A 20,290-nucleotide genomic window follows, 5' to 3' on the forward strand; every position below is an offset into this window, starting at 1 on the left:
TTTTACAATGCTACCACAAGGACATATTATAGTCAACTACTTTTTCGCCCTAAAAACATAATATCCTTTGTTCTTTCCGGCTGTTTCCACAGATTCGAACAATTCCTCAAGCTTCGCCTTTGCGGAAGGAGCCCCCTGCTTTTTCTGGATGACGACCCATAACTCGCCGCCTGCTGCAAGCCGATTCCAGCTTTGACTCAATATATCGTGGACAACCTGTTTTCCGGCGCGAATCGGCGGGTTCGTCAAAATTGCCGCGAATCCATTTTCCTCAACCGACTCAAGACGGTCACTTTCATAGATCTTTACATTCCCGATTTCGTTTAAGTCTGCATTTTCCCGAGTCAGCTCCAATGCCCTTGAGTTGACGTCGATCATATGGATCATACGGTCGGGACTTTCTTTTGCCAGCGTCAGGCCGATCGGACCGTAACCGCAGCCAGCATCCAATATCGGGCCGGACAATGCAGGGCTCTCAAACATATCAAGCAGGAACCTGGACCCAAAGTCAATCTCCTTTTTGGAAAAGACCCCCTGATCCGTTTTGAATTTCAGCCGTTTGCCCCGCAATTCTGCGTCCCAATATATTGGATCGCTTTTCACTTCCGGATTGCGAGAGTAATAATGGTCAGCCAATTCTGCATCCTCCTTCGCACGGCAGGCATACTAGACAGCGAAAAAAAGCCCGCCAGCAGCGAGCTTTTTCTCTAAAAAGTGATTACTTAACTTCAACGCCAGCTCCAACTTCTTCAAGTTTCGCTTTGATTTCTTCAGCTTCTTCTTTAGCTACGCCTTCTTTAAGCGGCTTTGGAGCGTTGTCTACAAGGTCTTTCGCTTCTTTCAAGCCAAGGCCTGTGATTTCGCGAACAACTTTGATGACTTTGATTTTTTGTGCGCCTGCGTTAGCAAGGATCACGTCAAATTCAGTTTGTTCTGCTGCAGCGTCAGCAGCACCTGCGCCGCCAGCTACTGCTACAGGAGCAGCTGCAGTTACGCCAAATTCTTCTTCGATTGCTTTAACAAGATCATTAAGTTCAAGTACTGTCATCTCTTTGACAGCATCGATAATTTGTTCTTTAGTCATGAGTAGATCCTCCATTATTTTGTTTAATTTTAGTATGCGACTGGAATCAGCCGCATTCTTTTCGATACCTTATGCGCCTTGTTCTTCTTTTTGGTCTGCAACCGCTTTGGTAGCAAGTGCCAAGTTGCGGATTGGAGCTTGAAGAACGCTAAGCAGCATGGAAAGCAAGCCTTCGCGTGAAGGAAGTTCTGCAAGAGCTTTGATGTCCTCAACAGAAGCAATATTGCCTTCGATCACACCCGCTTTGATTTCAAGCGCTTCGTGTTTCTTTGCAAAGTCGTTAAGAATTTTTGCAGGAGCTACTACGTCTTCATTACTGAATGCAATGGCGTTCGGTCCTGTCAAAGACTCATTTAGTCCAGCAAGATCAGCTGCTTCAGCAGCGCGTCTTGACATGGAGTTTTTGTAGACTTTGAATTCGATGCCAGCTTCGCGAAGCTGTTTGCGGAGTTCTGTTACTTCTGCAACGTTCAGGCCGCGGTAGTCAACAACTACTGTTGTGGCGCTGTTTTTCAGTTTCTCAGAAATCTCATCAACGATTTGTTTCTTTTGTTCGATTACTGCACTCATTCGTTACACCTCCCAAATCCAAAGATCCATTCATACCCGCAAATAAAAACCTCCATTATCAAAAGACATGGAGGTTTATGCGTCAATCATCAGAAGATTGATATCTATCGCAATGACCTCGGCAGGAAATTAAGCTTAGCGCACCTGCTGTCTACGGTACAAATGTTAAATTTTCAACGTCTCTATTCTAGCAGAATGGAGAAACGAAGTCAAATTATTTTTTTTCAGCGACAGTAGATGGATCTACTTTCACGCCAGGGCCCATTGTTGAAGTCAGCGTTACGCTCTTCATGTATGTGCCTTTTGCAGTTGCAGGTTTTACTTTCAATAGAGTGTCAAAAATAGTCGCGAAGTTTTCAGCAAGCTTTTCGTCTTCGAAAGATACTTTGCCGACAGGAACGTGGATGATACCCGCTTTGTCAACACGGTATTCGATTTTACCTGCTTTGATTTCATTGACTGCTTTTGCTACGTCGAAAGTAACTGTGCCTGTTTTAGGGTTCGGCATCAAGCCTTTTGGTCCCAATGTACGGCCCAATTTACCGACCTCGCCCATCATGTCAGGTGTTGCTACGATTACATCAAACTCGAACCAACCTTGGTTGATTTTATTGATGTATTCTGCATCGCCTACATAATCAGCACCGGCAGCTTCTGCTTCTTTTAGTTTTTCGCCTTTAGCGAATACCAAAACGCGCTGAGTTTTACCTGTTCCGTTTGGAAGGACAACTGCCCCGCGAAGCTGTTGGTCAGCTTTCTTCGGGTCAACGCCAAGACGGAAAGCAGCTTCTACAGTTGCGTCGAATTTAGTGAAATTTGTTTTCTTAACAAGTTCAATCGCTTCGTTGACCGAATATGCTTTGGAGCGGTCAACAAGCTTCAATGCTTCAAGATACTTTTTACCTTGTTTAGCCATTTTAATTTCCTCCTATATTGTGGTTTTAGCGGAATAACCTCCCACGTTTAAAGGCTGCGATGAAGCCATAAGCGCTTTGCTACCGCGCTTAACATGAGCCAGCATCGCAGCCTTCCTTAAACAAGCTCTGCATCAAAGCACAGGGGATCAGTCTTCGATCGTGATGCCCATGCTGCGCGCAGTGCCCTCAACCATAAGCATAGCTGCTTCAACGTTTGCAGCATTAAGGTCAGGCATTTTTGTTTCAGCAATTTCACGTACTTTATCACGCTTCACTACTGCAACTTTGTTCTTATTCGGTTCGCCGGAACCAGACTCAATGCCAGCTGCTTTCTTCAAAAGAACTGCTGCAGGCGGAGTTTTAGTGATGAATGTAAATGAACGGTCTTCAAATACCGTAATCTCTACAGGGATGATCAAGCCTGCCTGATCTGCAGTGCGGGCGTTGAACTCCTTACAGAATCCCATGATATTAACACCAGCTTGTCCAAGCGCCGGTCCTACTGGTGGAGCCGGGTTCGCTTTGCCGGCAGGAATTTGCAATTTAACGAGTTTGATTACTTTTTTAGCCACGAGACACACCTCCTTAAGTCCGTGATGTGGTAATAGGGCTTTCACCCTCCCACTCATCTTATCAAAATAAAATCATAACATTTGCAGTTTATCTAGTTGAGACATACTGACCTAAAAGATTTTAACACTTATTTTTATGAAATTCAAGCTGTTTACGGCTATAATTTATCAATTTGGGTGAAATCAAGTTCAACAGGCGTCTCACGGCCGAACATGTTTACAAGCACGCGCACCTTGCCTTTGTCCTGATCCACATCTTCGATCTTGCCTTCAAAGTTGGCGAATGGCCCTTCTTTGACCGTAACGGATTCTCCCGCTTCGAAGGAGAACTCAAAGCGCCTCTCTTCCATCCCCATCTTCTTCAGGATGAATTCGGCCTCTTCCGGCAGCAGCGGTGTCGGCTTTGAGCCTGATCCGGCTGAACCGACAAAGCCTGTTACCCCAGGCGTATTGCGGACAACATACCAGGAATCATCGGTCATAATGAGTTCCACCAATACATAGCCCGGGAACACCTTCCGCTTCACGATTTTCTTTTTGCCGTTCTTGATATCTGTTTCCTCTTCTTCTGGAACGATGACACGGAAGATCTTGTCTTGCATCCCCATCGTTTCTACACGTTTCTCCAAGTTCGTCTTCACTTTGTTCTCATAACCGGAATACGTGTGAACGACATACCAATTCTTCTCCATTTTCTTGGACTGTGCGTCCTTCCCTCCCTTTCAATCTCTATTCGTTCTCCTCTAGCCTGTCCGCTTGCAAACGGGGGCATCGGATCTTTTGCAAATGAAAAAACCCGTGAAACGGGCTTTAAAAAGAACTTCTTTATTTAACGTTATTATACCATGTCTGCGTGCATATTATACAAATATACGGGTAAAATGATGGAAATCGATTATCCGATTAGCAGGCGGACAACCTTGGAAATGATCTGGTCAATGGCAGCAAAGAAAATCGCAAGAATTGTTACGGTCACAATAACAGTGATGGTATAGCCGGTGAGCTCTTTCCGCTTCGGCCAGCTGACTTTTCGCATTTCCGAACCTACATTGCGAAAGAATTGGGTTAAGCTTGACATGATCTTACCTCCAGCAAAATAAATCGATTTATAGTGAAAGACTTGGGCTAAATTGTTGCCTTATGAACTGTGTGGGCATTGCAGCGTTTGCAGAATTTCTTAATTTCAAGACGCGCGGCTGTGCTTTCTTTGTTTTGTTCCGCCGTGTAGTTCCGCGTGCCGCAAACTGCACAGGCCAGTGTATATTTTCGTTTCATTACATGCACCCGCTTATGATGAATATCCTATAAAAAATACCACGTTAGTCCTAAACTGTCAACAAGCCTTCAGTGGCTGAGCTCTTTGAATTCCAAGTAGCGTTCCAGCTTGCGCTTCACCCTCTGGAGGGCGTTGTCGATGGATTTTACATGCCGGTTGAGCTCAAAGGAAATTTCCTGGTACGTGCAGCCGTCCAGATAAAGGGCGAGCACTCTTCTCTCCAGATCGCTCAGCAGCTCGATCATCTTTCCTTCAATGCTGCTGTACTTTTCCCTGTTGAGCAGCAGTTCTTCCGGATCCATCATTTTTGCACCTGAAATAACATCCATGAGGGTACGATCAGAATCCTCATCATAAATGGGCTTGTCCAATGATACATAAGAATTGAGCGGAATATGCTTTTGCCGGGTGGCTGTTTTGATTGCGGTAATGATCTGTCTCGTAATGCAAAGTTCAGCAAACGCTTTGAAGGTCGTAAGCTTGTCTTCTTTAAAATCGCGGATGGCCTTGTACAGTCCAATCATTCCCTCTTGGACAATATCCTCCCTATCCGCACCGATCAGAAAGTAGGAACGGGCTTTTGCACGAACAAAGTTGCGGTATTTTCTAATTAAATAATCCAGCGCTTCGCTTTCCCCGCTTTGAACCAGCTCAATCAATTGCTCATCATGTAACGAGTCGTAACTGACATCCTTCTCTAATCTGATTTCAGAGACCACTTCATTCCCCCCGCCCTATAAAACCATATATAAAATAATTATACATGACAGAATTTTCTAGCGTCAACATGTCATTTTTCTCCGCGGCGCCATCTTTCGAACACTTCCGCCACTTCCTTGCTCAGTGGAATTTTGGAAGAGGGCGTGCTGGTCTTCGTTTTTTCCAGTCTACCCTCTATTTTTTTCTCCACTGTTTCCAATTCAATCAAAAGCTCCCGCGCTGATATTCTCAGCGCTCCTTGTCCAAAAATCGCCCATTGCTCCGTATAATCCGATGTGGCTACATGAATTTGTGTTCTTCTGTTGCTCAGTTCTGATGCGAGCTTCTCAATTCTTTCGTCCGCTGTTTCCTCGGCTTTTGTAAAAATAATATCCACTTTATGATTCCGATGCTTTTTCTCGATCCCTTTCACTTCATAAGCATCGAATACTACAATCACTTTATAACCGGTGTACCCTTGATACTCGGCCATCATTTCAATCAAGCGATCGCGTGCGGCTGCCAGGTCCTTGTTTTTCAGCCTGGCAAGCTCAGGCCATGCCCCGATCATGTTGTAGCCATCCACGATGAGGATATCCATCTCATCAGCCCTCTAAAGGATGGCGTTTGCGGTAAACCTCATAGATCAGAAGGGCAGCTGCAACTGATGCATTCAGCGAAGTGACATGGCCTGACATTGGCAAATGGATCAGGAAGTCGCACTTCTCTTTAATGAGGCGTCCCATCCCTTTGCCTTCACTTCCGATGACAAGGGCCAGCGGCAGAGTAGCATCCATGGATCGGTAATCGCCGCTCCCTTTTGCATCGGTTCCGAATATCCAGATGCCCCGCTCCTTGAGTTCATCCATCGTTCTTGCGATGTTGGTCACTCTGGCGACGGGAATGTATTCGATTGCGCCTGTCGAAAGCTTGGCCACAGTTGACGTCAATCCGACCGACCGGTGTTTTGGAATGATGATTCCGTGGACACCTGCTGCATCGGCAGTCCGTAGAATCGACCCAAGGTTGTGCGGGTCCTCCAGCTCGTCCAGGATGAGCAGGAACGGATCCTCGCCCCTTTTTTCAGCAAGTGCGAGCAGATCATCCACTTCAGCATACTGGTAAGCCGCCACCTGCGCGATCACACCCTGATGGTTTTCCTTTGTCATTCCGTCAATTTTCTGTTTTGGCACATACTGCACTAAAATTTTCCGCTTTTTGGCCAGGCCAATGACCACCTGCATCTGGCCTTTCTGCGAGCCTTCAGCAATCCAAATCTTATTGATGTCCCGATCCGATTTCAACGCTTCAATCACGGGGTTTTTGCCAGCAATCCATTCCTCGCTCATGGTGTATCTCCCTTCTTGTTTTCCACTATGTGAATCGCTTTTTCCACAATGGTCTCCAGCCTCTCCTGATCCGATGCCAGATACGTCCAGCCGATAACCGCTTCAAACGCCGTGCTGTGCCGGTAGGTCTGGACGTCTGTGTTTTTCGGAACCGTTGCCGATTTCGCATTCCTGCCCCGCTTCATGACTGCCAATTCCTCGTCCGTCAAAAACCCCTCGTCAATCATCGTTTTCAGGGTGGCCGCCTGTGCTTTAGCGGAAACATACTTTGTCGCTTCCAGATGCAGACGGTGGGGCTTTGTCCTTCCCGTCTGGAGAAGGTGATGACGGATGTAAAGGTCATAGACCGAATCGCCCATATAGGCGAGTGCCAGACTGTTCAGCTGTTTATAATCGACTTGCTTCGTCCGGATGTCCAGCATCTTTCATCCCCTCTTCCATCTGGTGCCCTGCGGCGTGTCCTCAAGGATGATGTTCATCTCTTTCAGACGGTCGCGGATGCTGTCTGCCAGGCTGAAATTACGGTCCTTCCTCGCTTGCAGCCGCTGCTCGATTAGTTCCTCAATCTCCTCGTCAAGAATCGCCTCTGCCTCCAGGCTCAAGCCGAGTACAGGGAACAGTTCCTCAAACAGATTCTTGAATGCGGTAAGAACGGACAGGGACGTATTCGGCTCGCGCAAATACAAGTTTGCATCCTTCGCAAGCTCAAAGAGCACAGAAATGCCGACCGCCGTATTGAAATCATCATCCATTTCTTTAATAAAGGAAACGCGGTGTGCGTCAATCTTTTCCAGCCACTCGCTGTGATCTTCCGGCAGGTCTGCACTCGCCTCCAGCCGGTAGCGGACATTCTCATACGCCGTCCGCAACCGCTCAAGACCAGCCCCTGCATTGGCTAGCAGCTCCTCGGAATAGTTGATCGGGTTGCGGTAATGCACTGACAGCATGAAGAAGCGCAGTACTTGCGGGTCATGCGTTTTGATGATGTCGTGCACAAGAACAAAATTGCCGAGGGACTTCGACATTTTTTCGTTGTCAATATTGATATAGCCGTTGTGCATCCAATAGCGGGCAAATTCCTTCCCGGTTGCCGCTTCCGACTGTGCGATTTCATTTTCGTGATGCGGGAAGGTCAAATCCTGACCGCCTGCATGGATATCAATCGTGTCGCCCAAATACTTCCTTGCCATCGCAGAGCACTCGATATGCCAACCTGGCCTGCCGCTGCCCCATGGACTTTCCCAAGAGATTTCCCCTTCTTTTGCACCCTTCCAAAGAGTGAAGTCGAGCGCATCTTCCTTCTTTTCACCAGCCTGGATGCGTGCGCCCACTTTCAAGTCATCGATCGACTGATGGGACAGCTTTCCATAGCCGTCGAAGCCTCTCGTCCTGAAATAAACATCTCCGCCTGATTCGTACGCATAGCCTTTATCGACCAAGACCTGGATAAAATCGACGATCGTCCCGATGTTATCCATGACGCGTGGATGGACGTCCGCAGGTTTGCAGCCGAGTGCACCGACATCTTCGAAAAACGCCTGAATGAACCGATCTGCAATCGTCGGTACATCAGAGCCGATTTCCTTAGCAGCACGGATCAATTTATCATCAACGTCAGTGAAATTCGATACATAGTTCACATCAAAGCCCCGATATTCCAAATAGCGCCGGACCGTATCAAAAACAATTGCCGGGCGGGCATTCCCAATGTGAATGTAGTTGTACACGGTAGGCCCGCATACATACATTTTTACTTTCCCAGGCTCAAGCGGGATGAATTCTTCCTTTTTACGTGTCAGCGTGTTATAGATTACAATGCTCATTTTCCTTTGCTCCTTTCATCTTCAGTCTTTCCAATTCAGACTGCAAACGACTTATTTCTTTTTCCATCTCTGAACATCGATCGGAAATCGGATCTGGCAGGCTGTGGTCCAGATCCCGATTGACCTTCTCTCCGTCCTTTATAACGACACGTCCCGGAATGCCGACAACTGTCGAGTTTGGCGGAACATCCTTCAAGACGACAGAACCGGCGCCTACTTTGGAGTAAGCTCCGATCGTAATGTTTCCAAGCACCTTCGCACCCGTCGCAACAAGCGCATAATCTTCAATCGTCGGATGACGCTTCCCTTTTTCCTTTCCCGTCCCCCCGAGGGTCACTCCCTGATAGACGGTCACATTGTCGCCGATCTCACATGTTTCACCGATGACTACGCCCATCCCATGGTCAATAAAAAATCGGCGCCCGATTTTCGCACCCGGGTGGATTTCAATGCCGGTAAAAAAGCGGTTGATTTGAGAAATCACCCTGGCAAGGAAAAACAGCCGGCGTTTATACAAAAAGTGGGCAACCCGGTGAGCCCAAATTGCATGAAGCCCCGAGTACGTTAAAATGACTTCAAAGCTATTTCGGGCAGCGGGATCCTGGTCAAAAACAGTGGCGATATCCTCTTTCATCCGCTTAAACATCACATGATGGCTCCTTTCCCCATAAAAAAATAAAACGCCTCTGAAAATCAGAGACGCTTTATGCGCGGTTCCACTCTGGTTGGATTGGCCTTTTATAAGCCTATCCCCCTCTCCCTTGTTAACGGCAAGGCGCCGCTGATCCCTACTTGGCCTCTTGATGAAACCTTTCCGAATTCAGACTCCGAGGTGCATTTCAAGCGGCAAGGGGCCCGGACCGCTCTCAGCCGACGACGGTCCTCTCTGAATGGGCATTGCCTCTTTACTTCTCCTCTTCCACGTTCTTTCTTATCGATACTATATTATTTATTTCACGATCAGTTGTTCAATAATTTTTCCAGACGGCGGTCAATTTTATCTTTGCCCAAAAGCGCAATCGCATCCGGCAATTCAGGTCCATGTGTCTGGCCTGTAGCAGCAACACGGATCGGCATGAACAGCTTTTTGCCTTTTGCACCAGTCGATTTCTGTACTGCTTTGATCGACTGCTTGATGCCCGCCGGTTCAAATGGCTCCAGGCCGGCCATCTCACTTCTGAAGGCACGGAGCACTTCCGGTACCTGCTCTTCTGCAAGGATTGCCTTTGCCTCTTCATCATACTCGATTTCATCCGTAAAGAACAGACTCGAAAGCTCGACAATTTCAGCACCGTAACTCATTTGATCCTGATAGAGGGCGATGAGCTTCCGGGCCCATTCCTCCTGATCCGCATCCATCTTTTCAGGCAGGCGTCCGGCCTTCACCAGGTGAGGCATCGCCAGGTCAACCACTTCTTCAAGACTGAGCTTCTTCACATATTGGTTGTTCATCCACAACAGTTTCTGTTTGTCGAATAACGCTGGTGATTTGGACAACCGCGCAGCATCAAAAATCTTGATGAACTCTTCTTTTGAGAAAATTTCTTCTTCGCCCTGCGGAGACCACCCAAGTAATGCGATGAAATTGAAAAGTGCTTCCGGAAGATAACCAAGATCGGCATATTGCTCGATAAACTGGATGATCGACTCGTCCCGCTTGCTGAGCTTCTTCCGGCTTTCATTAACGATCAGCGTCATGTGTCCGAACAGCGGCGGCTCCCAGCCGAACGCTTCATAGATCATCAGCTGCTTTGGCGTGTTGGAGATATGGTCGTCTCCGCGGAGAACATGGCTGATTTTCATTAAATGATCATCGATGGCCACTGCGAAATTGTATGTCGGAATGCCGTCCTTTTTCACAATGACAAAGTCCCCTATCCCATCGGATTCAAAGGATACTTCGTCCTTCACCATGTCCTTGAATGCATATACTTTTCCTGCAGGTACTTTAAAACGGATGCTCGGCTTGCGTCCTTCCGCTTCCAGGCTTGCCCGCTCCTCGTCTGTGAGGCAGCTGCATTTGCCGGAATATCTCGGCATTTGTCCCTTTGCAGACTGTGCCTCGCGCTCTGCTTCCAGCTCCTCTTCGGTGCAATAGCATTTATAGGCAAGACCTCTTTTAATTAAATCTTCATAATAGCTGCGGTAAATGTCATTTCTCTCTGACTGGCGGTACGGGCCGTAGCCTCCGTCCTTGTCAATGCTTTCGTCCCAGTCCATTCCGAGCCACTTCAAGTAAGTAAGCTGGCTTTCCTCGCCGCCTTCAATGTTTCTTTTCTGATCTGTATCCTCAATCCGTATCACAAATGTGCCGCCCTGGCTGCGGGCGAACAAGTAGTTAAAAAGTGCAGTACGGGCGTTGCCGATATGTAAATGTCCAGTCGGACTTGGGGCATAGCGCACCCGGATGTCGTTTGACATGTTTGGCCCTCCTAAAATTCAATTCCATTCATTTATTTTACAACAATTTCAATCGCTGTTAAAGGTTGCTGCCGCCGCTTTTTTGCAGCAGAACAACAGCCTGGGAGGCAATCCCTTCTTCGCGTCCGACAAAACCGAGCTTCTCTGTTGTTGTCGCCTTTACATTAATCTTTTCTGCTTCCGTGCCGAGAAGGGCAGCTATCCGTTCTCTCATCTTCTCGATATGAGGAGCCATCTTCGGCCTCTGGGCCATGATGGTACAGTCTAGATTTCCAAGCTCATAGCCCTTTTCCGCAACGATTTCCCAAACACGCTGCAGCAAAACTGCCGAGTCCGCGTCTTTGTATTCGGGATCTGTATCTGGAAAGTGGCGTCCGATATCTCCTTCTCCAATCGCGCCAAGGCAGGCATCGGCAATCGTATGCAGCAGCACATCTGCATCAGAGTGGCCGATCAATCCTTTTTCATGCGGAATTTCAATACCGCCGATAATCAGAGGGCGATCATCCGCAAACATATGAACATCAAATCCCTGTCCAATTCTTAACATACGAACTCTCCTATCCGGTCCATTACTTATTCCGCCGTTTTTTCAAAATCGCTTCGGCAAAATACAGATCTTCGGGGGTAGTCAATTTAATATTGTCATAATGACTCTCAATTACTTTGACCGGCTGCCCCAGCTTCTCAACGAGCGACGATTCGTCCGTGCCGAGAAACGCCTCCTCATTTGCCCATTCATGCGCTTTCCATAATACAGGAAAACGAAAAGCCTGTGGAGTTTGAATCTGCCACAAGCTGGATCGCTCAACCGTTTCGACAACCGTCAGATCGTTTATTCTTTTGATCGTATCTTTTACAGGTACAGCTGCAATGGCCGCGCCTTCCTGTCCGGCCGCTTCCGAAAGTCTCCTGATCGTATCTCGGTCAATGAAAGGCCTTGCCCCGTCATGGACAAGGACAATCCCCTCATGATCGGCGGCCTTCAGCCCATTGTATACACTATACTGCCTTTCCTCGCCGCCTTCAGCCATTTGGATTTTCGAATAATAGGGCTGATCGGCAAGCATCTCAAGAAAATAGGACTTCTCATCCGGCTGGATGACAAGGACAATCTTCCGGCAGGCAGGATCTGCGCCGAAAACCTCAAGCGTATGGAGAATGACGGGCTGACCATCCAATTTTAAAAACAACTTATTGTGGCCTGCCTTCATCCGTTTGCCTGATCCCGCTGCAGGAATGATCACCTGGTACTCCATCTTTCAATCCCCTGTCTCTTATAAAGCTTTTTCCAAAAGTTTCGGTTTGGCAAAAATCATCCTGCCTGCAGATGTCTGAAGCACGCTCGTTACGACTACATCAATCCGCTTTCCAATGTAATTTCTACCCTCTTCGACAACAATCATCGTACCATCATCAAGATAGGCGACGCCTTGATTGTATTCTTTGCCGTCTTTGATCACCTGGACATTCAATTCTTCTCCAGGCAGCACAATCGGCTTAACCGCATTGGCGAGGTCGTTTACATTCAGTACAGAAACCTTTTGGAACTCGCATACTTTATTTAAATTATAATCATTCGTTACAACAATGCCGTTCAGCAGCTTGGCAAGCTTCACAAGCTTCGAATCGACTTCCTGGACATCTTCAAAGTCGCCCTCGTACATTTGGACTTCAATATCGATCTCCTTCTGGATCCGGTTGAGGATATCAAGCCCTCTTCTGCCGCGGTTCCGCTTCAGTGCATCCGAAGAATCTGCGATGTGCTGAAGTTCCTCCAACACGAACATCGGGATCATAATGACGCCGTCCAAAAAACCTGTCTGGCAAATGTCTGCAATTCTACCATCTATGATGACACTCGTATCAAGGATTTTCAAGCTTTTTGCCGGTTTTTCAGCCTCTTCTGCATCCTCGTGGTTTCGTTTTTTCCCAGCCCGGTTAATAGAGAAGAGACTAATCAATTCATCTCTCTTCTTAAAACCTACTTGAAACCCGAGATAGCCGAGCAGAAGCGTCAAGAAGATCGGGACAACTGTATTGACAATCGGGATCTCAATCTGATTGATCGCCAAACCTGCCAGAAAAGCGACAATCAGTCCGAACGTGAGACCGAGACTGCCGAACAAGATATCTGTGATCGGAGCCTTCACCAACTTATCTTCCAACCATTTTACCGCATTAACAATGTAATCAACTGCCCAAAAAGTAATAAGATAAAATATAATAGCGCCTGAAAGAGCAGCAATATACGGATTATTAATCAAGGCATTTCCTTCAAGCCCTGCCACCTTGAGCAGCTCCGGTATTAAAAAGATTCCGAGCGTCCCTCCCAGCAGCAAGACGCATGCTTGTACAATTCGTTTTAACATGCACCCCTCCACCTCCTTTTAGTAATTATAAACAATAAACCGACTTTAAAACGTGCAACAATCAAATATTTTTCGAATTTCCGTCTGCCACTTCAAAAAGGGATCTATTTTCCCTTGTTATGAAGGGTAGCAACTACCTACCCTGATGTCAACGGACAGGTACAGGGAGAACGGCGCCCAAAATTTTCCTTAAGGGGACACCGGTTCTTTCTTAAGGGGGAACGTGATTCCAATATGGGCGGCAGGCTTTCCCGCAAAGGACCTGTTATTCTCGGATAGCGACGTCTTATTCTCAGATAGGCATGTTATTCTCGGATGACGCGATTAATCTCGGATGGCAACGCGCCATCCGTCTTCCCCCTCGCCCCGCAGCCAATCATTCAGAAAAAGCTGCCTGCAATGCTTCTCCCACGGTTTTTACGCCGAGCAGCCGCACACCGCTCGGCGGATCCCAGCCTCCGATATTATTCGCTGGCAATATTACCCGCTCAAAGCCAAGCTTTGCCGCTTCCTGGACCCGCTGCTCAATCCGGGACACCCTGCGGACTTCACCTGTCAATCCGACTTCCCCGATAAAGCAGTCGCTTGCCTTTGTTGGTTTGTCCCTGAAGCTTGACGCAATGCTCGTCGCGACCGCCAAATCGATCGCCGGTTCATCGAGCTTGACGCCGCCTGCTACTTTCAAATAAGCATCTTGGTTCTGCAGCAGCATGCCGACCCGCTTTTCAAGGACAGCCATGATGAGAGATACGCGGTTATGGTCTATTCCCGTCGCCATCCGGCGCGGGTTGCCGTAGCTTGTCGGGGAAATCAATGCCTGCACCTCGACAAGGACAGGTCTCGTGCCTTCCATCGATGCGACCACCGTAGAGCCAGACGCCCCCATCGACCGCTCTTCGAGGAATATTTCCGACGGGTTCTCCACCTCAACAAGACCTTGCTGCTTCATTTCAAAAATACCCATTTCGTTTGTCGAACCAAAACGGTTCTTTACGGCGCGCAATATCCGGTATGTGTGATGGCGCTCACCTTCAAAATAAAGGACGGTGTCGACCATATGCTCGAGCAAGCGCGGGCCCGCTATCGATCCTTCTTTCGTAACATGGCCGACGATGAATATTGCAATCCCCTTCGTTTTGGCGATCCGCATTAACTCCGCCGTACACTCTCGGACTTGTGATACACTTCCAGGCGCGGAAGTTACCTCAGGATGATAGACGGTCTGAATGGAGTCAATCACTACAAAATTCGGTGAAACATTTTCAATTGTATGGTGGATCGACTCTAAATTTGTCTCCGCATAAATGAACAGATTTGACGCCGACACATTTAAGCGGTCCGCCCGAAGCTTCGTCTGCTTGATGGATTCCTCTCCTGATACATACAGCACTTTATCACTCGCAGCAGCAAGCTGTGCGGATACTTGAAGCAGCAGTGTGGATTTCCCGATACCCGGGTCTCCACCGATCAGAACGAGAGATCCAGGCACAACGCCGCCCCCGAGCACCCGGTTCAGCTCTTTCATCTTAGTCCTGACTCTTGGCTCCTGCTCGGTTTCAATCGAGGTAATCGGTGCAGCCTTCGCCACTACTCCCGGTGCCGTATGCTGGAACGTCTTAACGGGCTGCTTACCGGTGATCTCCACTTCTTCGACGAGCGAATTCCATTCCCCGCATCCCGGGCATCTCCCCATCCAACGGGCTGACTCGTATCCGCAGGATTGACAGATGAATTTCGTTTTTTTCTTAGCCATCCGTAGCTTTCCCCCTCAAAAAATGAACAACAATGACGAAATGGGGTACGCGTTTTCCGCGTACCCCGCCTGCATTAGGAGACGGAACCTTCTGTCGCCTTGACAGTAAACTCGCCATCTTGCACATCGATCACTATATGCTGTCCCGCCGAAATATTCCCCTTCAGCAATTCTTCAGACAATCGGTCCTCGACGAATTTCTGAATGGCTCTTCTCAACGGTCTCGCTCCATATTCAGGATCAAATCCTTCTTCGGACAATTTTTCCATCGCCGCGTTGGTGATTTCAAGATCCATATCTTGTTCGTTAAGCCGCTTCATTAGCTGGCTGGACATCAGACTTACAATCTCTTTCAGATGTGGCTTCTCCAAAGAGTGGAAGACAATGATTTCATCAATCCGGTTCAGGAACTCCGGACGGAAGGCTTTTTTCAGCTCCTCCATCACTTTGCCCTTCATATCCTTGTAATCCGTCTCACCGTCCTGGATGCTGAAGCCAACATACTTATTACGCTGCAGTGCTTGCGCCCCGACATTCGAAGTCAGAATGAGCACAGTGTTGCGGAAGTCGACCGTCCGGCCTTTTGAGTCGGTCAGCCTGCCATCTTCCAGTACCTGCAGCAAAATGTTGAAGACATCCGGGTGGGCCTTCTCAATCTCATCTAACAGGATGACAGAGTACGGTTTGCGGCGGACTTTCTCTGTCAGCTGTCCGCCCTCTTCGAATCCGACATATCCCGGAGGGGAACCTACGAGTCTTGAAGTGGAATGCTTTTCCATATACTCGGACATATCAATGCGGATAAGCGCATCCTCGTCGCCGAACATTGATTCAGCGAGCGCACGGGCAAGTTCTGTCTTACCGACCCCTGTAGGGCCAAGGAAAATGAAGGAGCCGATCGGACGCTTCGGATCTTTCAAACCTGCCCGCGCACGCCGTACTGCCTTAGCGACCGCTTTGACCGCCTCATCCTGACCGATGACCCTCTTATGAAGGATTTCCTCAAGCTTCAGCAACTGGTCGGTTTCCGTCGAGGCAATCTTTGATACAGGGATTCCCGTCCAGCTTGAAACGACCTGAGCAATATCTTCCACTGTCACTTCGCTGTTTTCCTGGCCTTGCTTCTCTTTCCAGCTGTTCTTTGTTTCCTCGAGTTCTTCCCGCAAACGCTGTTCGTTGTCTCGCAGCGAAGCCGCCTTCTCGAACTCTTGGCTTTGGACAGCGGCGTCTTTTTCCTTGCGCACCGCCTCGAGCTTCCCTTCCAATTCTTTCAGGTTAGGCGGAGTCGTATAGGAGCGGAGACGGACTTTGGAACCCGCTTCATCAATCAAGTCGATCGCCTTATCCGGCAAGAATCGGTCGGAGATGTAGCGGTCAGACAGCTTGACAGCAGCCTCAATTGCTTCATCCGTAATCGATACCCGGTGGTGGGCCTCATAACGGTCACGGAGGCCTTCCAGTATTTGAATGGACTCTTCTGCTGTTGGCTGATCAACCTGGATCGGCTGAAAACGCCGCTCAAGTGCAGCATCCTTTTCAATATATTTGCGGTATTCATCAAGAGTAGTCGCGCCGATGCATTGAAGCTCTCCTCTTGCAAGTGACGGCTTCAGGATATTCGAAGCATCAATGGCGCCTTCCGCTCCACCCGCCCCAATCAAGGTATGGAGCTCATCAATGAATAAGATAATGTTGCCGGCCTGCCGGATTTCATCCATCACTTTCTTCAGGCGGTCTTCAAATTCTCCGCGGTATTTCGTTCCTGCGACCACTGTACCCATATCAAGTGTCATTACTCGTTTATCTCGCAGCGTTTCAGGAACTTCATTATTAATAATTTGCTGCGCCAGCCCTTCTGCAATAGCCGTCTTCCCGACACCCGGCTCGCCGATGAGAACTGGATTGTTTTTCGTTCTTCTGCTCAAAACTTCAATAACACGCTGGATCTCTTTGTTTCGCCCGATCACCGGATCAAGCGTGCCTTCCCTCGCGATGGCAGTGAGGTCACGGGCCAGACTGTCCAATGTAGGGGTGCTCGCACTGGAGGCACTTCCGCTCGCGTGGTTGTTCGCCTCGCTGCTTCCCAACAGCTGCAGCACCTGTTGGCGTGCCTTGTTCAGGCTGACTCCGAGGTTATTGAGCACCCTGGCCGCCACACCCTCCCCCTCACGAATCAGACCGAGGAGGATATGTTCTGTGCCAACATAGGAGTGGCCGAGCTTTCTCGCCTCATCCATGGAGAGTTCGATCACTTTCTTCGCTCTCGGTGTATAATGGATCGTTTGAGATGTCTCGTTACCTCTTCCAATTAAACTCTCCACTTCTTTCTGGATCTTCTCAGGTCCGAGTGCCAGACCATACAAAGCCTTGGCTGCGATTCCTTCTCCTTCACGTACAAGCCCGAGTAAAATATGCTCTGTCCCGATATTGCTGTGACCGAGGCGAATCGCCTCTTCCTGCGACAGGGCCAGCACCTTCTGCGCTCTCTCAGTAAAACGGCCAAACATCATACAATCTCCTCCTAACAGTCCTTTTCATCAAACTTCAGACGTTCCCGAATAAAAGCAGCTCTCTTAATATCTCTCTCTTCCGGGCGAAGCGGACCCCCGGCATATTGCTGCAAAAAGCCCGGCTGTGTTAAGATCATCAATTCATTCAAAATATTTCTCGATAAATCAATATATCCTGTATCTATGCCCAATCTTACATCCGATAAACACTCGGCGGCCTCTTTCGTCTCGATAATCCGGCTGTTGGCCAAAATACCGTATGAACGAAAGACGCGGTCTTCTAATTGTATGTTGGATGTTTTTACTAATGCTTCCCGGGCTTGCCGCTCCTGACTGATAATCTGGCGCACAACCCCGATCAGATCTCCAATAATATCTTCTTCTGATTTACCGAGTGTGATCTGGTTGGATATTTGAAAAATATTGCCAAGCGCTTCACTGCCTTCGCCGTACATTCCTCTTACAACCAAACCGAGTTGATTGATGGCCGGTATGATCCTGTTCATTTGTCTTGTCAGAATCAATGCTGGCAAATGAACCATGACCGATGCCCGCAAGCCTGTTCCGACATTGGTTGGACAACTTGTCAGGTACCCCAGATCTTCGCTGAATGCATAATCAAGCTCCTGCTCCAGCTGATCGTCAATCTCATTTGCCAGTTTCCAAGCTTCCTCAATTTGCAGGCCAGGAAACAAGCATTGAATGCGGATGTGGTCTTCTTCATTGATCATGATGCTGATATCTTCCAGCTCTGAAAGGATAACCGCTCCATGTGGTGAGTATTCTGCAAGACGCGGACTGATCAAATGCTTTTCAACCAACACTCTCTTTTCTAGATCCTTTAACTCGCTCATTTGCAGAAAGTCCACTGCACCAAAACCCGCTAAAGCCTCCGATGTGATAAGTCCATGAAGTTTGTTGATTATTTCCCTTGCCTCTTCGTTACTAAACAAGGTAGGGAACTTATACTTTTGCAAATTTCGCGCCAGCCGGATTCGGGAGCTTAAAATAATGTCCGAATCAGGCCCATCTGCACTCATCCATGAGCTGACTGCCGTGTTTAAGAACTTTTCGAGGTTCATTCGCTATTTCCCTCCCTCTGAAATATTTTTTTCAAGGGAACGAATACGGTCCCGCACCTCTGCAGCCTGTTCAAACTCCTCCTGAACAATCAGGCGAGTGAGCTCATCTTTCAGCTGCTGGATCTCACGCTTTAGATGAAGAGAGCCGCCGAGACGGGCGGGAACTTTTCCCGCATGGTGCGTATTTCCGCTATGAAGCCTTTTTAGTATCGGGTCCATATAATCTTTAAAGGCTGTATAACAATGGGCACAGCCAAATTTCCCCGTTTCAATAAACTGCTTATATGTCAGCTTGCAAACATCACACTGGACAATATAAGGTGAGGGGGATTGTGATTGCAGTTTCGCTGTCTGCACAGCTGCATCGAAATTGAAAAGTCCCGCAAGCAGATCATTGATCGAAAATCCGGCTCCTTTATCCATCATCAGCAGTTCACTCTTTTCTTTTGCGCACCGCTCACATAAATGAATGGTGGTCTGCTCGCCATTCACGAATTTCTTAAAATGAAGCGCTGCAGGCCTTTCATTGCATTCCTGGCATATCATTGCCGTCACCTCATTCAGTTATATTTGATCGCTTGCAGCATCGACTTGAGCAGCCGGGCCCGAAGCTCATCCCTGGCAGGCAAGTCTATAAAAAGTGCCGCCCGGTCCATAACGCTGATCATCAGTTTGCCTTCACGCTCAGAAACGAGCCTTTCTTCCATCATTCTTTCTATAATGTCCTGGGCGACTGCTTGAGAGATCCGGTTGCCGACCAGCATCGTCAGCTGATCGATCAATTGGGCTTCATCATGCACCTTTACTTTCGTAATGCGGATATAACCTCCGCCCCCACGCTTGCTCTCAACCATATATCCTCTTTCGATCGTAAAGCGAGTATTGATGACATAATTGATCTGGGAAGGGACGCATTGAAATTTATCTGCCACTTCATTCCGTTTAATCTCTACAATTTCACCTTCGCTTAACTCAATGACCTTTTTTAAATAGCTTTCAATCAGGTCAGATATGTTACGCATCATCAAGCCGCCTCCTTGATCGTCCGCTTGACTTTGACTATATTTGACTTATATTATACAGGACTGATCAGCACTGTTGCAAATAGTTGCTCCCTATTATTTTATCCATTCAGCAGTGACGAGAAACCGGTTCGGAAGAGAAAATCAGCCCACTTTCTGTTAGTGCTTGGGTGTGTCAGATTGTAGATGAAAGGGAAATTGCGGGCAAGGATGCCGGCTTTTGAGAAGGACAGAGAAAAATGTGAATGTGTCGGAGAAGATTGGGAAGACGATTCTAAAATAGGGAACGAATGACCATTAACCAGTAGCAAAATTGACAGGCAACTGCCCGTAGATAGGTGAAATGGTCGATACTTTGGCTAAGAACGACATAAAATTGCTGGGATGGTAGATATCTTCACAGAGTTGGTAGATAACTTTTCTGAGAACGACATACATTCATGGAGTTGGTCGATATCTTTGCTGGGGATGCCCAGAAGCAACTGGATTTCAGATAAAATGATGAACTTGTCGATATATTCGCCAGGACGGCGATATATTTACTGAGAAGGAGATATATCCTCCAGGAGTGAGATATATTTGCCGAGACGAAGACATATGTGCTACGGAAGAGAACCTTATCGATGAAACACGATATAGCCTCTAAACGGACAATAAAAATGGAACAGCCGCTCCGTTAAGCAGATAAAACAAAAAAGGACACCGCATCCGCGGTGTCTTTCGTTTGCCTGGCAGCGTCCTGCTCTCGCAGGGGGAAACCCCCAACTACCATCGGCGCTGAAGAGCTTAACTTCCGTGTTCGAGATGGGAACGGGTGTGGCCTCTTCGCTATCGCCGCCA

Annotated in this window: 23 protein-coding genes, 1 rRNA gene and 2 other annotated features; all 24 genes read right to left on the bottom strand. The window is 48.0% G+C overall.

The features are described 5' to 3' along the window. Positions 1-36: 36 nt before the first annotated feature. Entirely contained in the window at positions 37-636 is a 600-nt protein-coding gene (locus tag AC0TWI_RS04630) for a class I SAM-dependent methyltransferase (RefSeq protein ID WP_488125168.1), read from the bottom strand. Between the two features lie 82 nt (positions 637-718). Continuing rightward, entirely contained in the window at positions 719-1,084 is a 366-nt protein-coding gene (rplL, locus tag AC0TWI_RS04635) for a 50S ribosomal protein L7/L12 (protein ID WP_488125169.1), read from the bottom strand. 69 nt (positions 1,085-1,153) lie between these two features. Then, positions 1,154-1,654, bottom strand: coding sequence for a 50S ribosomal protein L10 (gene rplJ / locus AC0TWI_RS04640; protein WP_488125170.1), 501 nt, complete (start codon positions 1,652-1,654; stop codon positions 1,154-1,156). 34 nt (positions 1,655-1,688) lie between these two features. Beyond that, positions 1,689-1,829 (bottom strand) — a sequence feature (ribosomal protein L10 leader region). Positions 1,830-1,868: 39 nt separating this feature from the next. Then, positions 1,869-2,570 carry a 50S ribosomal protein L1 gene (gene rplA / locus AC0TWI_RS04645; protein ID WP_488125171.1) on the bottom strand — a complete coding sequence of 234 codons (702 nt, stop codon included), beginning with the start codon at positions 2,568-2,570 and terminating at the stop codon, positions 1,869-1,871. A 147-nt stretch (positions 2,571-2,717) separates the two neighbouring features. After that, positions 2,718-3,143 carry a 50S ribosomal protein L11 gene (gene rplK / locus AC0TWI_RS04650; protein ID WP_488125172.1) on the bottom strand — a complete coding sequence of 142 codons (426 nt, stop codon included), beginning with the start codon at positions 3,141-3,143 and terminating at the stop codon, positions 2,718-2,720. Positions 3,144-3,301: 158 nt separating this feature from the next. Then, positions 3,302-3,835: a transcription termination/antitermination protein NusG gene (gene nusG / locus AC0TWI_RS04655; protein WP_488125173.1), complete on the bottom strand. Its 534-nt coding sequence runs from the start codon at positions 3,833-3,835 to the stop codon at positions 3,302-3,304. A gap of 203 nt (positions 3,836-4,038) precedes the next feature. Continuing rightward, the gene (gene secE / locus AC0TWI_RS04660; RefSeq protein WP_488125174.1) at positions 4,039-4,221 is read right to left on the bottom strand and encodes a preprotein translocase subunit SecE; all 183 of its coding nucleotides are present in this window, start codon (positions 4,219-4,221) and stop codon (positions 4,039-4,041) included. Positions 4,222-4,268: 47 nt separating this feature from the next. After that, positions 4,269-4,418: a 50S ribosomal protein L33 gene (gene rpmG / locus AC0TWI_RS04665; RefSeq protein WP_488125175.1), complete on the bottom strand. Its 150-nt coding sequence runs from the start codon at positions 4,416-4,418 to the stop codon at positions 4,269-4,271. Positions 4,419-4,487: 69 nt separating this feature from the next. Beyond that, the gene (sigH, locus tag AC0TWI_RS04670; RefSeq protein WP_488125176.1) at positions 4,488-5,138 is read right to left on the bottom strand and encodes an RNA polymerase sporulation sigma factor SigH; all 651 of its coding nucleotides are present in this window, start codon (positions 5,136-5,138) and stop codon (positions 4,488-4,490) included. Positions 5,139-5,209: 71 nt separating this feature from the next. After that, positions 5,210-5,719 carry an NYN domain-containing protein gene (locus AC0TWI_RS04675; protein WP_488125177.1) on the bottom strand — a complete coding sequence of 170 codons (510 nt, stop codon included), beginning with the start codon at positions 5,717-5,719 and terminating at the stop codon, positions 5,210-5,212. Positions 5,720-5,723: 4 nt separating this feature from the next. Further along, the gene (rlmB, locus tag AC0TWI_RS04680) at positions 5,724-6,467 is read right to left on the bottom strand and encodes a 23S rRNA (guanosine(2251)-2'-O)-methyltransferase RlmB (RefSeq protein WP_488125178.1); all 744 of its coding nucleotides are present in this window, start codon (positions 6,465-6,467) and stop codon (positions 5,724-5,726) included. Further along, positions 6,464-6,889: a Mini-ribonuclease 3 gene (locus AC0TWI_RS04685; RefSeq protein WP_488125179.1), complete on the bottom strand. Its 426-nt coding sequence runs from the start codon at positions 6,887-6,889 to the stop codon at positions 6,464-6,466. The genes rlmB and AC0TWI_RS04685 overlap by 4 nt, the downstream gene beginning before the upstream one ends. Positions 6,890-6,892: 3 nt before the next feature. Next, complete coding sequence (gene cysS, locus AC0TWI_RS04690; protein ID WP_488125180.1) at positions 6,893-8,290, bottom strand: cysteine--tRNA ligase; 1,398 nt, start codon at positions 8,288-8,290, stop codon at positions 6,893-6,895. After that, positions 8,271-8,936 (bottom strand): serine O-acetyltransferase EpsC, encoded by a 666-nt coding sequence (gene epsC / locus AC0TWI_RS04695; protein WP_488125181.1) that lies wholly within the window; start codon positions 8,934-8,936, stop codon positions 8,271-8,273. The genes cysS and epsC overlap by 20 nt, the downstream gene beginning before the upstream one ends. A gap of 46 nt (positions 8,937-8,982) precedes the next feature. Then, positions 8,983-9,221 (bottom strand) — a binding site (T-box leader). A 29-nt stretch (positions 9,222-9,250) separates the two neighbouring features. Next, positions 9,251-10,711: a glutamate--tRNA ligase gene (gene gltX, locus AC0TWI_RS04700; RefSeq protein WP_488125182.1), complete on the bottom strand. Its 1,461-nt coding sequence runs from the start codon at positions 10,709-10,711 to the stop codon at positions 9,251-9,253. 58 nt (positions 10,712-10,769) lie between these two features. Further along, positions 10,770-11,261, bottom strand: coding sequence for a 2-C-methyl-D-erythritol 2,4-cyclodiphosphate synthase (gene ispF, locus AC0TWI_RS04705; protein ID WP_488125183.1), 492 nt, complete (start codon positions 11,259-11,261; stop codon positions 10,770-10,772). A 22-nt stretch (positions 11,262-11,283) separates the two neighbouring features. After that, positions 11,284-11,970, bottom strand: a complete 687-nt coding sequence (gene ispD, locus AC0TWI_RS04710; protein WP_488125184.1) for a 2-C-methyl-D-erythritol 4-phosphate cytidylyltransferase — start codon at positions 11,968-11,970, stop codon at positions 11,284-11,286. A gap of 18 nt (positions 11,971-11,988) precedes the next feature. After that, a complete protein-coding gene (locus AC0TWI_RS04715; protein ID WP_488125185.1) occupies positions 11,989-13,083 on the bottom strand; it encodes a PIN/TRAM domain-containing protein in 1,095 nt (364 codons plus the stop codon). 376 nt (positions 13,084-13,459) lie between these two features. Then, positions 13,460-14,836, bottom strand: coding sequence for a DNA repair protein RadA (gene radA / locus AC0TWI_RS04720; RefSeq protein ID WP_488125186.1), 1,377 nt, complete (start codon positions 14,834-14,836; stop codon positions 13,460-13,462). Positions 14,837-14,910: 74 nt separating this feature from the next. Continuing rightward, positions 14,911-17,346 carry an ATP-dependent protease ATP-binding subunit ClpC gene (clpC, locus tag AC0TWI_RS04725; protein ID WP_488125187.1) on the bottom strand — a complete coding sequence of 812 codons (2,436 nt, stop codon included), beginning with the start codon at positions 17,344-17,346 and terminating at the stop codon, positions 14,911-14,913. 11 nt (positions 17,347-17,357) lie between these two features. After that, positions 17,358-18,428 carry a protein-arginine kinase McsB gene (gene mcsB / locus AC0TWI_RS04730; protein WP_488125188.1) on the bottom strand — a complete coding sequence of 357 codons (1,071 nt, stop codon included), beginning with the start codon at positions 18,426-18,428 and terminating at the stop codon, positions 17,358-17,360. 3 nt (positions 18,429-18,431) lie between these two features. Beyond that, positions 18,432-18,974, bottom strand: coding sequence for a protein-arginine kinase activator protein McsA (gene mcsA, locus AC0TWI_RS04735; RefSeq protein WP_488125189.1), 543 nt, complete (start codon positions 18,972-18,974; stop codon positions 18,432-18,434). Positions 18,975-18,988: 14 nt separating this feature from the next. Next, complete coding sequence (locus tag AC0TWI_RS04740; RefSeq protein WP_488125192.1) at positions 18,989-19,450, bottom strand: CtsR family transcriptional regulator; 462 nt, start codon at positions 19,448-19,450, stop codon at positions 18,989-18,991. A gap of 726 nt (positions 19,451-20,176) precedes the next feature. After that, positions 20,177-20,290: ribosomal RNA gene (rrf, locus tag AC0TWI_RS04745) — 5S ribosomal RNA — on the bottom strand; the annotation flags it as partial.

This window comes from Lederbergia sp. B243.17 (genome assembly GCF_057657925.1).

Bases quoted from the DNA above. Each gene is read 5' to 3' on its own strand.
- rplL (WP_488125169.1), bottom strand. From the start codon at position 1,084: ATGACTAAAGAACAAATTATCGATGCTGTCAAAGAGATGACAGTACTT.
- rplJ (WP_488125170.1), bottom strand. From the start codon at position 1,654: ATGAGTGCAGTAATCGAACAAAAGAAACAAATCGTTGATGAGATTTCT.
- rplA (WP_488125171.1), bottom strand. From the start codon at position 2,570: ATGGCTAAACAAGGTAAAAAGTATCTTGAAGCATTGAAGCTTGTTGAC.
- nusG (WP_488125173.1), bottom strand. From the start codon at position 3,835: ATGGAGAAGAATTGGTATGTCGTTCACACGTATTCCGGTTATGAGAAC.
- secE (WP_488125174.1), bottom strand. From the start codon at position 4,221: ATGTCAAGCTTAACCCAATTCTTTCGCAATGTAGGTTCGGAAATGCGA.
- rpmG (WP_488125175.1), bottom strand. From the start codon at position 4,418: ATGAAACGAAAATATACACTGGCCTGTGCAGTTTGCGGCACGCGGAAC.
- AC0TWI_RS04675 (WP_488125177.1), bottom strand. From the start codon at position 5,719: ATGGATATCCTCATCGTGGATGGCTACAACATGATCGGGGCATGGCCT.
- rlmB (WP_488125178.1), bottom strand. From the start codon at position 6,467: ATGAGCGAGGAATGGATTGCTGGCAAAAACCCCGTGATTGAAGCGTTG.
- AC0TWI_RS04685 (WP_488125179.1), bottom strand. From the start codon at position 6,889: ATGCTGGACATCCGGACGAAGCAAGTCGATTATAAACAGCTGAACAGT.
- cysS (WP_488125180.1), bottom strand. From the start codon at position 8,290: ATGAGCATTGTAATCTATAACACGCTGACACGTAAAAAGGAAGAATTC.
- epsC (WP_488125181.1), bottom strand. From the start codon at position 8,936: ATGTTTAAGCGGATGAAAGAGGATATCGCCACTGTTTTTGACCAGGAT.
- gltX (WP_488125182.1), bottom strand. From the start codon at position 10,711: ATGTCAAACGACATCCGGGTGCGCTATGCCCCAAGTCCGACTGGACAT.
- ispF (WP_488125183.1), bottom strand. From the start codon at position 11,261: ATGTTAAGAATTGGACAGGGATTTGATGTTCATATGTTTGCGGATGAT.
- ispD (WP_488125184.1), bottom strand. From the start codon at position 11,970: ATGGAGTACCAGGTGATCATTCCTGCAGCGGGATCAGGCAAACGGATG.
- AC0TWI_RS04715 (WP_488125185.1), bottom strand. From the start codon at position 13,083: ATGTTAAAACGAATTGTACAAGCATGCGTCTTGCTGCTGGGAGGGACG.
- radA (WP_488125186.1), bottom strand. From the start codon at position 14,836: ATGGCTAAGAAAAAAACGAAATTCATCTGTCAATCCTGCGGATACGAG.
- clpC (WP_488125187.1), bottom strand. From the start codon at position 17,346: ATGATGTTTGGCCGTTTTACTGAGAGAGCGCAGAAGGTGCTGGCCCTG.
- mcsB (WP_488125188.1), bottom strand. From the start codon at position 18,428: ATGAACCTCGAAAAGTTCTTAAACACGGCAGTCAGCTCATGGATGAGT.
- mcsA (WP_488125189.1), bottom strand. From the start codon at position 18,974: ATGATATGCCAGGAATGCAATGAAAGGCCTGCAGCGCTTCATTTTAAG.
- AC0TWI_RS04740 (WP_488125192.1), bottom strand. From the start codon at position 19,450: ATGCGTAACATATCTGACCTGATTGAAAGCTATTTAAAAAAGGTCATT.